17 protein-coding genes are annotated in these 15326 nt (G+C 36.5%); 16 read left to right on the top strand and 1 reads right to left on the bottom strand.

All coding sequences use genetic code 11. The features are described 5' to 3' along the window. Nucleotides 1–227: 227 nt before the first annotated feature. Nucleotides 228–1634, bottom strand: a complete 1407-nt coding sequence (locus EUC40_RS17715) for a flagellin N-terminal helical domain-containing protein (RefSeq protein ID WP_156576181.1) — start codon at nt 1632–1634, stop codon at nt 228–230. Between the two features lie 245 nt (nt 1635–1879). Here EUC40_RS17715 and EUC40_RS17710 point away from each other — a divergent pair, with 245 nt between their 5' ends. The 16 genes from EUC40_RS17710 to EUC40_RS17635 all read left to right on the top strand — a co-directional run bounded on the left by EUC40_RS17710 (nt 1880) and on the right by EUC40_RS17635 (nt 15298). Continuing rightward, nucleotides 1880–2659, top strand: a complete 780-nt coding sequence (locus EUC40_RS17710) for a lytic transglycosylase domain-containing protein (protein WP_156576180.1) — start codon at nt 1880–1882, stop codon at nt 2657–2659. Nucleotides 2660–2720: 61 nt separating this feature from the next. Next, on the top strand, nt 2721–2945 hold the full coding sequence (locus EUC40_RS17705) for a flagellar motor switch protein FliN (RefSeq protein ID WP_000775710.1): 225 nt from the start codon (nt 2721–2723) through the stop codon (nt 2943–2945). 14 nt (nt 2946–2959) lie between these two features. Continuing rightward, complete coding sequence (gene fliM / locus EUC40_RS17700) at nt 2960–3946, top strand: flagellar motor switch protein FliM (RefSeq protein ID WP_156576179.1); 987 nt, start codon at nt 2960–2962, stop codon at nt 3944–3946. Nucleotides 3947–3956: 10 nt separating this feature from the next. Then, nucleotides 3957–4316, top strand: a complete 360-nt coding sequence (fliN, locus tag EUC40_RS17695; protein ID WP_149178312.1) for a flagellar motor switch protein FliN — start codon at nt 3957–3959, stop codon at nt 4314–4316. 12 nt (nt 4317–4328) lie between these two features. Then, entirely contained in the window at nt 4329–4649 is a 321-nt protein-coding gene (locus tag EUC40_RS17690) for a hypothetical protein (protein WP_000121176.1), read from the top strand. Then, nucleotides 4646–5404: a flagellar type III secretion system pore protein FliP gene (locus tag EUC40_RS17685; RefSeq protein ID WP_156576178.1), complete on the top strand. Its 759-nt coding sequence runs from the start codon at nt 4646–4648 to the stop codon at nt 5402–5404. Before EUC40_RS17690 ends, EUC40_RS17685 begins: the two co-directional genes overlap by 4 nt. A gap of 33 nt (nt 5405–5437) precedes the next feature. Next, nucleotides 5438–5713 carry a flagellar biosynthetic protein FliQ gene (locus EUC40_RS17680; protein WP_001098082.1) on the top strand — a complete coding sequence of 92 codons (276 nt, stop codon included), beginning with the start codon at nt 5438–5440 and terminating at the stop codon, nt 5711–5713. Between the two features lie 15 nt (nt 5714–5728). Then, nucleotides 5729–6490 (top strand): flagellar biosynthetic protein FliR, encoded by a 762-nt coding sequence (locus tag EUC40_RS17675; RefSeq protein ID WP_156576177.1) that lies wholly within the window; start codon nt 5729–5731, stop codon nt 6488–6490. Between the two features lie 10 nt (nt 6491–6500). Further along, nucleotides 6501–7547, top strand: coding sequence for a flagellar type III secretion system protein FlhB (flhB, locus tag EUC40_RS17670; protein ID WP_156576176.1), 1047 nt, complete (start codon nt 6501–6503; stop codon nt 7545–7547). A gap of 23 nt (nt 7548–7570) precedes the next feature. Then, nucleotides 7571–9637: a flagellar biosynthesis protein FlhA gene (flhA, locus tag EUC40_RS17665; RefSeq protein ID WP_071712312.1), complete on the top strand. Its 2067-nt coding sequence runs from the start codon at nt 7571–7573 to the stop codon at nt 9635–9637. Nucleotides 9638–9651: 14 nt separating this feature from the next. Further along, the gene (gene flhF / locus EUC40_RS17660; RefSeq protein WP_156576175.1) at nt 9652–10959 is read left to right on the top strand and encodes a flagellar biosynthesis GTPase FlhF; all 1308 of its coding nucleotides are present in this window, start codon (nt 9652–9654) and stop codon (nt 10957–10959) included. 42 nt (nt 10960–11001) lie between these two features. Next, nucleotides 11002–11805, top strand: coding sequence for a flagellar basal-body rod protein FlgG (locus EUC40_RS17655; protein WP_156576174.1), 804 nt, complete (start codon nt 11002–11004; stop codon nt 11803–11805). Between the two features lie 160 nt (nt 11806–11965). Continuing rightward, nucleotides 11966–13264 carry an NtaA/DmoA family FMN-dependent monooxygenase gene (locus tag EUC40_RS17650; protein ID WP_156576173.1) on the top strand — a complete coding sequence of 433 codons (1299 nt, stop codon included), beginning with the start codon at nt 11966–11968 and terminating at the stop codon, nt 13262–13264. Nucleotides 13265–13441: 177 nt separating this feature from the next. Further along, nucleotides 13442–14278 carry a TrmB family transcriptional regulator gene (locus EUC40_RS17645; RefSeq protein ID WP_156576172.1) on the top strand — a complete coding sequence of 279 codons (837 nt, stop codon included), beginning with the start codon at nt 13442–13444 and terminating at the stop codon, nt 14276–14278. Next, nucleotides 14271–14996 (top strand): AzlC family ABC transporter permease, encoded by a 726-nt coding sequence (locus EUC40_RS17640; protein WP_156576171.1) that lies wholly within the window; start codon nt 14271–14273, stop codon nt 14994–14996. The genes EUC40_RS17645 and EUC40_RS17640 overlap by 8 nt, the downstream gene beginning before the upstream one ends. Beyond that, nucleotides 14987–15298, top strand: coding sequence for an AzlD domain-containing protein (locus EUC40_RS17635; protein ID WP_000425935.1), 312 nt, complete (start codon nt 14987–14989; stop codon nt 15296–15298). The genes EUC40_RS17640 and EUC40_RS17635 overlap by 10 nt, the downstream gene beginning before the upstream one ends. The last annotated feature ends 28 nt before the right edge of the window (nt 15299–15326 follow it).

Genomic DNA, 15326 nt, shown 5'->3' with positions numbered 1-15326 from the left:
GGTCTTAAGGCTAATAAACGGTTAGAAAAACGAAAATGGACTTATACTCATTTCCTATTTTTGTTTTAACATGGGGAGGAGGAGAGATGGGCACTGACCGCTTCTACACATCGCGGATGCTCTCTTCCGCCTAAAAAAGAAAGGTTTTACAAATAATTCATTTATATAGAAAAAATAAACCTCTCTGCTTGCAGAGAGGTTTATTTTATGAAGCTAACTCAAATGGATTATTGTAATAATTTAGAAACCATTTGTGGAGTTTGGTTCGCTTGAGAAAGCATGCTGATTCCAGCTTCGTTCAAGATTTTGAACTTAGTCATCTCAGACATTTCTTTCGCCATGTCAGCGTCTTCTACTTGAGAAGCAGCAGATGCCATGCTTGATTGTTGGCTCTTCAGGTTATTTACGTTAAAGTCTAGACGGTTTAATGTAGAACCTAGAGTTGCACGGTTAGAAGCAAGAGTTTCTAGTGCAGCATCGATTGCTTTAACTGCAGCAGATGCGTTTCCTGTTCCAGCAGTAGAACCGCTAGTTGATTTGCCATCTATCGCTGCTAAGAACATAGCACCAATTGCACGAGCGTTTTCTACTGTATTACCAGAACCATCTACTTTACTATAATTATCAATCGCAGCCTCGATTTTTTCTACGTCGTCTTTATTCATGGCATGCTTTATGTTTTTGAAATCGCCTATAAACGCAGTTAAATCAGGAGCCGCGCCGGCTGTTGAATTGAATAAGCCTTCTGCCTTAGTTCTTATACCACTTACTGCAGTAGTAACTACTGGAGGTCTGTCAGTAACAGCATCTGTATATGCTTGACCAATTGCTTTAGCATTTTCTAAATTATTACCAGAAGCTGATTCGAACTTTTCAATGGCAGCATTAATTTTTTCAACATCTTCTTTGTTCATGCTATTTTTAACTTCATCAAATTGTGTTTTGAAAAGTTCAACAGCTGAAATTCGCGCACCATTAGTATCACCAGAATTGGCACCTCCGGTTAGACTAGTTAAATCACCTGCTTTGGTTGCAGCACCACTAATAGCACTGGCTTGAGCTCCAGATAATGCAGTACTAGTACCGGTAGTTCCAGTAACATCAGCAATAGTTAAACCATTAATTTTTAAAGCAGTTGTAGAAGTATCAGCTAAGTTAATTTGAATTTGTTTAGATTTATCGAATGAATCTAATGTTTGAATTGCGATAGATTTATTAGAACCATCTAAAAGTTTTTTATCGTTAAATTCTGTGTTTTTAGAGATATAATCAATTTGTTCTTTTAATGCAGCGAATTCTTTGTCAAGTGCGCCTTGGTTTTTATCTGTATTCGTACCATTTGCAGATTGGTTAGCAAGGTCACGCATACGAAGTAAGATGTTAGATACTGAGTTCATTGCTGAGTCAGCTGTACGGATTAAAGAAATACCGTCTTGTGTGTTGTTAGAAGCAACACCTAATCCGCTTTCACGTGCACGCATACGAGTTGCGATTGCAAGACCTGCTGCATCGTCAGAAGCGTTGTTGATACGTTTACCGCTTGATAAACGGTCCATTGAGTTACTCATTTTTGCTTGGTTTTGGCGCATGTACTCTTGTGTACGCATGCTATTAATATTTGTATTAATTCTCATATTTAGAACCCCCATTTTTCGATTTTGATTTTTCTGTTAATTCCTAAACGGTAATATACAAAAAAAACAATTTCGAATTTATTGTAATCCTTGCTATATCAAGTGTCAACTTAAAATTTGAATTAATAAATATAAAAAAATAACAGTTTAACAATTTAGTTGTTTTTTTATTACAAAGGATTATTGCAAACTTTAAAAAAAAACTCTAATATTAGAATATCTTTGTTTACCGAAAAGGTGATATTATGGTAGTTGGAAATATAGTAAAAGAAGTGCTTGCATATAAAAAAGGACAATTTCAGCAAAAGTTAAGTAGTCCGCAGGCGTTCGTTAGTAGTCGTTTTCAAGAGAAGTTGCAGAGCGAACCAGCGAAGGAGACGAAGGCTACTAGTCAGCCGGAAAAAGTAGAAGATATGAGTAAGCCGGTACAATCTACGAAAATAGAAACGCTCGTTAATAAAGGTGATTCTAGTAAAGTAGAGGAAGCGAGTAAGCCTGAAGAAAAGTCTGAAACGAAGAAAGTAGATGAAGTGCAAGTTGCACAAAAAGAGTTTGAGCGACGCTTCCCAGAAGCCAAAAATGAGGCTGTCGATACGTGGGGATTAACTAATAAATATAATATTCAGAAAATACGTTCTTCAAATGAAGGAAAGTATGAGGATATTATTGATCGCGTTAGTCGTACATACGGAATTCCGAAAACGTTAATTCAAAAAATGATTGAAGTTGAGTCTAATTTTAATCCGAAAACGGTATCACATGCAGGGGCAATGGGGCTTATGCAACTTATGCCAGCGAATGTGAAGGAGATGGGTGTGAAGAATCCATTTTCACCAGCTGAAAGTATTGAAGGCGGCGTGAAAGAGTTAAGCGGTTATTTAAAGAAACATAACGGTGATCTTGTTTTAGCGCTTGCGTCTTATAATGCTGGTCCTGGTAATGTGAGAAAGTACGGAGGCGTACCGCCATTTAAAGAAACGCAAGGATATATTAAAAAAATATTGAATATCGATGTGTCAAAATAAGGAACTTCATTATATATACAATAGAAATTTTTTGTGAACACGATATGGGAGTGGGCTAGGTTTGAAATTACAAGATGATATTCCGTTAACAATTTATTTTGAAATCGGAAATACGAAAAAGAAAATTGAAGATCTGCTTCATATTACGAAGGGTACATTGTATCGTCTTGAAAATTCAACGAAAAATACGGTGCGTATTATGCTTGAGAATGAAGAGATTGGAACCGGAAAGATTTTGACGAAGAATGGGAAGATGTATGTTGAAATCGTTGAATTGAAAAGGTAGGGAAGGGGATTTTCATGAGTGGCGATAAATTAAGCCAAGAACAAATTGATGCCCTGCTGAAGGCGGTGAATGAAGGCGAGGAAATGCCAGCTTTCGCACAAGGAGCAGGGAAGCAAGATAAATTTCAAGAGTATGATTTTAATAGACCAGAAAAATTCGGTGTTGAGCATTTACGTAGTTTGCAAGCGATTGCTTCTACGTTTGGCAAACAGACGTCACAAGCGCTTTCCGCTCGTATGCGTATTCCCATTGAACTAGAGCCGTCGACCGTTGAGCAAGTTCCATTTACGAGTGAATATGTGGAGAAAATGCCGAAAGATTATTATTTATATTGCGTGATTGATCTTGGACTTCCAGAGCTTGGAGAAATTGTTGTTGAGATTGATTTAGCATTTGTTATTTATATTCATGAGTGTTGGCTTGGCGGAGATAGTAAGCGTACGTTTACGATGCGTCGACCACTTACTGCATTTGAGTTTTTAACACTTGATAATATATTCGCTCTTATTTGTAAAAATTTAGAACAATCATTTGAAAGCGTTGTTGCGATTAAACCGACATTTGTAACGACAGAAACGGATCCAAATGCACTTAAAATTACGACAGCGAGCGATATTATTTCATTGCTGAACGTAAATATGAAAACGGATTTTTGGAATACGACGGTTCGTATCGGGATTCCGTTTTTATCTGTTGAAGAAATAATGGATAAGTTAACGTCTGAAAATATTGTCGAACATTCTTCGGATAAGCGTAAAAGGTATACGTCTGAAGTGGAAGTGAAAGTAAATCAACTGTATAAACCTGTTCACGTTGCAATTGGTGAGCAGAAGATGACAATGGGTGAGATTGAGCAAATTGAAGAAGGCGATATTATTCCGCTGCATACGAAAGTTTCGGATCAATTACTTGGTTATGTTGCTGGAAAACATAAATTTAATTGTTTTATCGGGAAAGATGGAACGCGTAAGGCGCTTCTATTTAAAAGTTTTGTAGAGTAGGTGGGTCTATATGAAGCATGAAGTATCTCCTGTGTCATTAATGGGGTTAGAAGAATTTGTAGGAAAGCGAAATGAAGCAGGTAAAGCACATATTGATACTGTTTCAGATATTTCGATTGATTTAGGTGTAAAGCTTGGGAAGTCATCAATTACACTTGGTGACGTGAAGCAATTAAAAGTTGGCGATGTTCTTGAAGTAGAGAAAAACTTAGGACATAAAGTAGATGTGTATTTAAGTAATATGAAAGTCGGCATTGGTGAAGCAATCGTAATGGATGAGAAGTTTGGCATTATTATTTCTGAAATTGAAGCTGACAAGAAGCAAGCTGCGCTTATGAAAGCGCAAAGTCAAATGCAAGATAAAGAGTAGAGGAGGAGTCATATGTCGTATATGACGACCTTATTTCAAGTCGTATTACTGTTTGGTGCGCTCGGCTATGGTGCATATTATATGACGAAAAAGACGCGCAAACAGCAGTTTTTTAAGCAAGGTGAAAATGGACATATTCAAGTGAAAGACGGCGTGTATTTAAATCATCAAACGAGCGCCTTTTTGTTTGAAGTGGACGGAAAGCAAGTATTCACTGTTATTAGTAATAACGGTGTACAATCTGTGCAATTAACAGGAACAGGAAATCAGTTTCAACAAGCGCTAGAAGATGCGGTGAAGAGTGAAACGAAAAAAGTAGAGGATCCATCATGAGAATAAAGAAACAGTTATCGTTATGTACCGCTATTTTCGTATTTTCTATTATTTTTTCATTTGTTTTTGTAAATCCAGCGTATGCATCCCCGAACGGTTTTATTAATTTTGAAAATGGAAAAGAGTTTACGAGTAATTCCAGTGTGCAGTTATTTGCACTTGTTACTCTTTTATCATTATCTTCTTCTATCGTTCTATTATTTACACATTTTACTTATTTTATGATCGTTCTTGGCATTACACGTCAAGGACTTGGGGTAATGAATTTACCACCGAACCAAGTACTTGTTGGACTTGCTTTATTTTTATCGCTCTTTACGATGCAGCCTGTACTTGGACAGTTAAAGAGTGATGTGTGGGATCCAATGACGAAAGAGCAAATAACAGTAAGTCAAGCTGCGGAGACGACAGCTCCTATTATGAAAGATTATATGTCGAAGCATACGTATAAGCATGATTTAAAAATGATGCTGAAAGTGCGCGGAGAAGAATTGCCGAAAGATTTGAAAGATCTTTCCTTATTTACGCTCGTACCATCCTTTACGTTAACACAAATTCAAAAAGGATTATTAACGGGGATGTTCATTTATTTAGCGTTTGTATTTATAGATTTAATTATTAGTACACTTTTAATGTACCTTGGGATGATGATGGTACCGCCGATGATTTTAAGTTTACCGTTCAAAATACTTGTTTTCGTATATTTAGGTGGATATACAAAAATCGTCGACATTATGTTTAAAACGGTCGCCTGAAGCATTTGATGCTATGTGATAGGAGTCATATAAATGAATACGTCACCAATTATAGATATTTTTCAAACCTTTTTTTATAAAGGGGTTATGATTTTAATGCCGGTTGCCGGCGTTAGTATGATCGTCGTTATTATTATCGCTGTCATTATGGCGATGATGCAAATTCAAGAGCAAACGCTGACGTTTTTACCGAAAATGGCGAGTATTGTGCTCGTTATTATCATTTTAGGTCCGTGGATGTTTCAAGAGTTAACGATGCTCATTTTAGATTTATTTGATAAAATTCCATCGCTATTGCGTTCGTACTAAGATAGGTGAATTGAAATGAATATGGAATTATGGGCGGCGACGTTTTTTGCGTTTTGCCGCATTACTTCATTTTTATATTTTTTACCGTTTTTCTCAGGTCGATCGATTCCAGCAATGGCAAAGGTTACATTTGGACTTGGTCTTTCTATTACAGTTGCGGATCAAGTGGATGTTTCTCAAATAAAGACAGTTTGGGATGTAGCCGCTTATGCAGGTACGCAAATTGTAATTGGATTATCTCTTGCGAAAATTGTAGAAATGCTATGGAACATTCCAAAAATGGCTGGGCATATTTTAGACTTTGATATCGGTTTATCACAAGCAAGTTTGTTTGATGTGAATGCAGGATCGCAGTCTACTTTACTATCAACCATTTTTGACATATTTTTTCTCATTATTTTTATTTCACTTGGCGGCATTAATTATTTCGTTGCCACGATTTTAAAGTCGTTTCAATATACAGAGGCGATTTCAAAATTGCTGACGACTAGTTTTTTAGATAGTCTACTCGCAACGTTATTATTTGCGATTACATCAGCGGTTGAAATTGCTCTTCCGCTTATGGGGAGTTTATTCATCATTAACTTTGTTCTTATTTTAATCGCAAAAAACGCCCCGCAATTAAATGTTTTTATGAATGCGTATGTCATTAAAATTACGTGTGGTATTTTGTTTATTGCGATGAGTGTACCGATGCTCGGCTATGTATTTAAAAATATGACAGATGTATTACTTGAGGAATATACGAAACTATTTAACTTTTTCTTAACGAAGTAGGGGGACGCGTATGGCAAAGGATAATAAAACTGAAAAGGCCACCCCGCAGAAGCGTAAAAAATCGCGTGAAGAAGGGAATATTGCCCGGAGTAAAGATTTAAATAACTTATTTTCCATTCTCGTATTAGCAGTTGTCGTGTACTTTTTTGGAGATTGGTTAGGGTTTGAAATTGCAAATTCCGTAGCGGTGCTGTTTGATCAAATTGGGAAAAATACAGATTCGACTGAGTATTTTTACTTAATGGGAATATTACTACTAAAAGTATCAGCTCCTATATTAATACTCGTATACGCTTTTCATTTATTCAATTATATGATTCAAGTCGGTTTCTTATTTTCTTCTAAAGTTATTAAACCGAAAGCTTCACGTATTAATCCGAAAAACTATTTTACGAGACTGTTTAGTCGTAAAAGTTTAGTAGATATTTTGAAATCATTGTTTTATATGGGATTAATCGGTTACGTTTCGTACGTTCTCTTTAAAAAGAATTTAGAGACAATTGTAAGTATGATTGGTTTTAACTGGACTGCGTCACTTACTGAAATTATTAGGCAAATTAAATTTATCTTTTTAGCTATATTAATTATTTTAATCGTTCTTTCTATTATTGATTTTATTTATCAAAAATGGGAGTACGAACAAGATATTAAGATGAAAAAAGAAGAAGTGAAACAAGAGCATAAAGATAATGAAGGGGACCCGCAAGTAAAAGGGAAACGAAAAAACTTTATGCACGCCATATTGCAAGGGACAATTGCGAAGAAGATGGATGGCGCAACGTTTATTGTAAATAACCCGACGCACATTTCGGTCGTACTTCGTTACAATAAACAAGTTGATGCAGCACCAATTGTCGTTGTAAAAGGGGAAGATGAACTCGCTTTATACATACGAACACTTGCCCGTGAACAAGAAATACCAATGGTGGAAAATCGTCCACTTGCTCGTTCTTTATATTATCAAGTCGAGGAAGATGAGGCGATTCCAGAAGATTTATACGTAGCTGTAATTGAAGTTATGCGCTATTTAATTCAAACGAATGAACTTGAAGTGTAATAGCGCGTTTGGAGGAGATCTCTTTGTTTAAGATAGATTCGGCAAGAACTTATTTTTCTATCTTTTTAGCAGCGTCATTCGTTGTGGCGCTTCTAATTCCACTTCCACCATTTATACTTGATATCATTATCGTTTTTCTACTAAGTATGTCAGTGCTTATTTATATGCGAGCGACAAGTATTAACGAGTGGGATGAATTAAAGTCATTTCCGACGATGTTGTTATTAATCGGGATTTTCCGCGTATCGATTAACGTTTCGACGACGCGAGCGATTTTGACAGATGGAAATGCAGGGCATGTTATTGAAGAGTTCGGCCAGTTCGTAATTGGCGGGAACTTATTAATTGGTATCGTTATTTTTATAGTATTAATCATATTCCAGTTTATCGTTGCGAACGGTGCATCTCGTACAGCGGAAGTAGCGGCTCGTTTTACACTTGATTCTTTACCAGGGAAACAAATGTCTATCGATGCTGACTTAAATCAGCGCATTATTACAGAAAAAGATGCACAGGCAAAACGAAAAAAGTTAAATATGGAAACAGAGTTTTACGGAGCGATGGATGGTGCCGGGAAGTTCATTAAAGGGGACGTTATTTTCGGGATTGTCATTTTATTCGTAAACATCATTTTCGGTTTAATTGTCGGCATGATGCAGCAAGGGATGAGCTTTGCAGAAGCGGCTATTCATTATACACAGTTAACTGTCGGGGACGGAATTGTAAACCAAATCGGTTCGTTAATGCTTGCGATTTCAACTGGTATTATCGTAACGCGTGTATTTGACGGTTCACCTGATACAGTAACAGAAGGTATTTTTAAAGAGTTATTAGCACATGAAGTAGTTGTTTATGCGCTCGGTGGTTTATTTATCGCAATGGGGATATTTACACCACTACCGTTTCTACCATTTGCACTCGTTGGAGGCACGATTATTTTCTTAGGAGTTCGTAACAAACAGCGAATAAAGAAAGAGAAAGAAGACGAGCTTCAAAAAGAATTAGAAATGATTCAAGGTGATGAAGAGCAATTACAACAAGTAGAAGATTCATTCGGAGTATTTACAGATAAATATCCAATTATCGTAGAGCTCGGTTTAGATTTAGCGGCACTTGTAAAGCAGAAAATTAACGGGGAAACAGCTCGTGATAAAGTTGTGCTTATGAGGAAGTCGATTATTACCGACCTTGGTATTAACGTTCCTGGCATTAACTTTAAAGATAATACGAGTTTCAGGCCACGCGGACGATATATTATTCGTATTAAAGGTGCGAAGGCGGCTGAAGGTGTTTTAAAATCTGGTTATTTATTAGCACTGAAAACACCGAACGTAATGGCTGATTTAGATGCAGAACCAGCGAAAGATCCTATTTTCGGTGAAGATGGATATTGGATCTTAGAGCATATGGTACAAGATGCGCAAATGAAAGGCTATCAAGTGTTAGAGCCACTTAGCATATTAATTACACATTTAGATGTTGTCGTTAGACGTAATCTTCACGAGTTAATTCAGCGTCAGCATGTGAAAGACTTAATTAACTCGCTTGAAAATGATAATGGCGTTTTATTAGAAGAGATTAAGAAGAAAGAAATTGATTTATCACTCGTTCAAAATGTTATTAAACAACTATTAAAAGAAGGAATTTCCATCCGCGATTTACCAACAATTATTGAAGGTATTATTGACGGAAAAGAAGTTTATCAAAACCATGTAGATGGTGTAACATCATTCGTTCGTGAATGTATCTCAAAAGTTATTTGTGAACATGCAAAAAATCCTGATGGGAAAATATATGCGGCGCTCTTCTCTGATTCAATCGAGTTAGATGCGGATGTTGTGAACAATTCTTATCAAGGTTATTTATTAAACTGGGATTTAGATTTAGAAACGCGTGTCGTTGAGCAAGTACAGCGCGTCTTTAAACAAGCTCGTTTAATGGGAAGAGAACCCGTATTATTAACGCGTAGAAAAGATTTCAGATTTGCGATTGTAAGACTACTTGAGCGTTATCAAATAGAAGCACAAGTGCTTTGTATTAGTGAATTAGCACCAGAAATTGTTGTAGATCAAATTGCCTATATTGAATAGTAGGGGGTGAAGTAATGGAAAGTACAGAAAAGAAAGAAGCGTTAATGCGAATAAAAGCAGCTTCGAAAAATGAATTGTATCGAAAGTTATTTGACCAGTATGGTACAGATTATTATTACGTTGTCGATGAAAGTGTAAAACGAAATATCCCGTTTTTTTGGAAAAAGAATTATGAAATGTTAGTTGCTTTTCCAGAGGATAAACGGGAAGAAGTGAATGAAAGCACAGCTCAATTTCATGAACAATTAATGGATGTTGTAAGTGATACTACGGAACAAATTGTGAAGGCGAACGGCATTCAATCGGTACTGCACAATTTAGAAAATGTGACGACTTCTATGTCATACGCGGCGATGCAAACAGGAAATAGTGAAGAATGGACAAGAAAGAAAGAGAAGCTATTAAAGCTGTTTGAAAAAGGAATCGTCGTTGTGAAGCAGACGGAAGAAACGCAAGTAACGAAAAAGCAGCATGCTGTGAAAAAAGTCGTTTCTGCTAAAAAAGAAGAAGTTGTAAAAACAGAAAAACAACAATCTGTACCGTTTATTATTCAAAAAGTAATTCGGATGTTAGAACAAAATGATGTAGAACAATATTTTATTCATGCATATGCGGAAAAGCTAAAAGTGAAGTTTGAGAAGGCAACGATGATTACAGAAGAAGAAGTAATCGAATATATATTGGAAGATATGAAATCTCATTTCAATACCGAGAATGTTTTTGAAAAAAAAGTACAAACAATTGCTTTAATCGGCCCAACCGGCGTTGGGAAAACGACGACACTAGCGAAAATGGCATGGCAGTTTCATGGCAAGAAAAAAACAGTTGGTTTTATTACGACAGACCATTCGCGTATTGGGACGGTGCAGCAACTGCAAGATTACGTAAAGACAATTGGATCAGAAGTAATCGCTGTGCGTGATGAATCTGCAATGACAAGAGCACTTACGTACTTTAAAGAAGAAGCGCGTGTCGATTATATTTTAATTGATACAGCTGGAAAAAATTATCGTACGTCAGAAACAGTAGAAGAAATGATTGAAACGATGGGACAAGTAGAACCAGATTACATTTGTTTAACGTTATCAGCTTCTATGAAAAGTAAAGATATGATTGAAATCATTACGAACTTTAAAGATATTCATATAGATGGAATTGTATTTACGAAATTTGATGAAACAGCAAGTAGTGGCGAATTGTTGAAAATTCCAGCAGTATCATCAGCTCCTATTGTATTAATGACAGATGGACAAGACGTGAAGCAACATATCCATATCGCTACAGCTGAACATTTAGCAAAACAAATGTTACAAACATCGTAGAAAAGAGGTGAAGAATAAGGCGTTTGCCTTATTCAAACGAGTATGAATGGTCTTTATATAGGTTCTATGGGTATGATGAATTACATGCAGCGTATTAATGTTCATTCGAATAACGTTGCAAATGCTCAAACGACAGGATTCAAAGCAGAAAATATGACTTCTAAAGTATTTGATGTACAAGACACATATCGAAGTGGCGATGGAGCCACGACAAATATCGGTAAGGTTGATTATGCTGTAGTGCCAGCCGCGACTCATGTGAATTTAGTACAAGGAAATATACAGATGACAAATAGCCCTACAGATTTCTTTTTAGATGACGGTGCAGCAGGTACATCATCATTTTTCGTTACATCTAAAAATGATGAAACATTTTTAACGAGAGATGGTAGTTTTACGGTAAATAGTGATCGTTACCTGCAAACATCTTCAGGTGCTTATGTTATGGATGTAAATAATGAACGTATTCGTATTCCTGAAAATGTTGATTTCTTCGTATCTAATAATGGAGAAATATACAGAGAAGTTAACGATGGAACTTTGCAAAAACCAGATATTAAGCGAATAGTAATTGCGCAGTTGCAAACGAAAACAGTAGATGTAGAAACGAATAATCGTCTTGTGCAACGTGAAAATAAAAGCTTTACGCTAGCTGAAGGAAATATCGCTGATTTACCGAACGGTACAGGGATAGTAAAAAATCATATGCTAGAAAATTCAAATGTAGATATGACGAAAGAGATGGCAGATCTTATGGCGAGTCAAAAAATGATTCAAGCATCGCAGCGTATTATGACTTCATTTGATAAAATTTATGAAAAAGAAGCGAATGAAATATTGAGATAAAGGACTTCCATTAGCGGAAGTCTTTTTTATTATTGCTTTTATTACAGTTACATCATAAAATGATAATGATTATCAATATCATTTTTGTTAATAAGAATGGAATCTATAACGATAGCAACATTGTTTAACTAGATAAATTAAAAATAAGGGGATGGTGTGTATGTCTACAAAGAAACAACTTTGCATTGGATTATGTTTAATTTCTAGAAAGAAGGAGCAAGAGGGTGAGTTTAATTCAGGAATTAACGAACAAGTAGAGTTAGCGAAACGAGCAGAAAAATCGAAGTTAGATTTTGTTTTTAAGGCAGATTATTTAGTGGCACACCCGGATTTAATCGCTCGTAATAAAGGTAATGTCATTTTAGATCCGACGTTACTGTTTACCGCTATTGCTTATGCAACAGAAAAAATTGGAGTCGTTACGACTGCCTCAACTTCGTTTTATCCACCATATATATTAGCAAGGCAATTACAATCTTTAAACTGGATAAGTAACGGACGAGTAGGTTGGAATATTGTTACATCCATTGATGGTGCTGAAAACTTTGGTGAGACAGAGATGCCACCATCTGAAGAGCGATACGCGAAAGCGGCAGAATGCACAGCGTTAGTAAGAAAGCTTTGGAGAAGTCATCCTTATGAAGTATTAAAAATAGATAATCCAGATGTTATTAGAGAGATGGTAAAGCCTATTGATCATAATGATAAATATTTTGAGGTGAAAGGTCCACTTAATATCCCGCAGCATATGTCAGGGGAAATGCCATTATTCCAAGCTGGTGCGTCAGAGGCAGGCCGGAATTTTGCTGCTTCTGTTGCGGATGCGATTTTCGCCGCGATGCCAGATGTAGAGTCAGGAATTGAACTGCGTCAAGATTTAAGAAGAAGAGCAGAAAAACACGGCCGAAACCAAGATGATATACGTGTATTGCCGGGGTTATATTTCTTTATAGGCGATACATACGAAGAAGCGTTAGAAATGCATAGGCAAGCTCATCAACATCTCACAAAAGAGAAGAGGTATGCGTTACTCGAAATGGTTCTCGGACTAGACGCTAGAGGAATTTCGCTAGAAAGTAAGATTACGGAAGAGATGCTGCCAAGTCGGAATCAAACTGTTCGTAGTAAAACACATGCAGAATTATTACGGAACTTCATTATCAAAAATGAACCAACTGTTGGACAAATACTAGAACGACCAGAAGTTGTTGGCTCAGCTCATTGGGTTGTGGTTGGTACACCACAAGACGTTATGAATCAAATTATGGATAGGTTTGAGGCAGGAGCATTAGATGGATTTATCGCTATTCCAGGAGGACCCCCAAAGTCACTGGATTTATTCTTAAGTAGAGTCATTCCTTTATTTGTGAAGGCCGGTGTATTTAGAGAAGAGTATACAGGTTCCACTTTACGTGAACACATGGAGGAGAACTTATCAAATACGTTGCAGCTAAAATAAGTAGAATAGTATGTAGAAAAAGCCTTTCATAAGAAGGCTTTTTGTTTTTGGAGGAAATTTCAGAATTATCAATTGACTTTGCGGGTCTGTTTTTTTATATTAGTAGGTATACTAATAACTACTAATATACATGCATCGTTTTGAAATGAGAGTTATATAGAATGTGAGGTGTTACAGATGGATGAAATTATAAAGGAATTACAAAAGTTAGGTTTTTCACAGTACGAATGTAAAGCGTATATTGGACTATTGAAACATTCCCCAGTAACTGGGTATGAAGTGAGTAAACAAACAGGGGTACCGCGTTCGATGATTTATGAAGTGCTTGGCAAGTTAATGGATAAAGGAGCGGTGCATATCGTTCCGTTAGAACCTGTGAAATATGTACCAGTACCAGCTACCGAATTAATGAATCGGATGCGAAAAGATTTTGAGAAGTCCTTTGAATTTTTAGATGAGAAATTAAATTGTTTAGAACAAGAGCGACAAATAGATGTCATTTCGCATATTCGCTCAAATGATCGTGTTTTGAAAGAAATATGCAATATAATTAATAGAGCAAAAGAAGAGTTATGGATTTCTGTATGGGAAGATCAAGTGCATGAAATTGAGCCATTCATTCATCAAAAAGAAGAGGAAGGAGTACATATATTTTCAATTTTATTTGGTGCTCCAGAAACTAAAATAGGAGCGACATTTCACCACAATTATATGACGCCTCACGTTGTTGAAAAGCGGATGGGTGGTCATTTAACTGTTATCGCGCGTGATGGGGAAGAAGTATTAATTGCGAACTTCTCAAATGATAGTACTTCATGGGCCGTTACAACGTATGACCCAGCTTTAGTTCTCGTTGCTACAGAGTATGTGCGGCACGATATTATGGTTGAAGAAATCACGAAAGAATTTGGAGCTGATAAGTTAGATACGTTATGGCGTGAAAATATAGATTTAGTTCATGTCGTAACAGGAAAACGAACTTTAGAAGGAATGGAGGATGATAAGGATGAGTAAAGCTCAGGCACATGTAGCTTTGCAGAGCGATGATACATTTCAGCAAGGAGTAAAAGATTGTTTACCAACTGTATTTGGTTATTTAAGCATCGGTATAGCAGCTGGTGTAATTGCAAAAACAGCAGGTTTCTCCATCATTGAAATTGCGTTTATGTCCACTTTAATTTATGCAGGTTCTGCCCAATTCATATTAGCTGGTATGTATGCAGCTGGTGCTCCAGCTTCCGCAATTATTTTTACCGTCTTTTTTGTTAATTTACGTCATTTATTAATGAGTGCAGCGCTTGCACCGTACTTTACGAAAATTCCTCTCTTTAAAAACTTACTCATCGGTTCACAAATTACAGATGAAACGTTCGGTGTTGCAGTACAGCACGCAGCGCAAAAAGGATATTTAGGTGAAAGATGGATGATCGGGCTTAATGTCACGGCGTATTTAAATTGGATTCTTGCTACTATTATTGGCGGGCTATTTGGTGAGTGGATACCAGATCCGCATACGTACGGCATGGATTATGCATTACCAGCAATGTTTATCGGGTTATTTGTACTTCAGCTCATAAGTAGTAAACCGAAACTAGTAATTCATCTGAGTGTTGCAATTATAGCAATTATTATCGCGTATGTTTCACACTTATTTATGCCAGATAGTATAGCGGTTATTATTGCAACATTACTAGCTGCGACGATTGGAGTGGTGATTGAAAAATGGAAATGAGATTGGACGTAATATTACTTTTACTAGCAGCAGGAGCTGTTACACTTGTGCCACGTATTTTACCTCTACTCGTATTTAGCAAACTACAAATTCCAGACTGGGGTTTAAAATGGTTAAATTACATACCAATTGCGATATTAGCAGCACTTTTAGCACAAGTATTATTTATGCATGAGACGATGCAGTGGGATTACCTTATCGCAGCAATTCCAACATTTCTTGTCGCAATATATACTCGTAGTCTATTAGGAACAGTATTAACTGGCGTGATTGTGATTATTTTGTTACGTTTCTTTTTCTAAAAAGGATTACGCTCACATAATAGCGAAA

The sequence above is a fragment of the Bacillus luti genome (assembly GCF_009739945.1).
GTDB lineage: Bacteria > Bacillota > Bacilli > Bacillales > Bacillaceae_G > Bacillus_A > Bacillus_A luti.
This window is presented reverse-complemented; position numbering and strand designations above follow the sequence as displayed.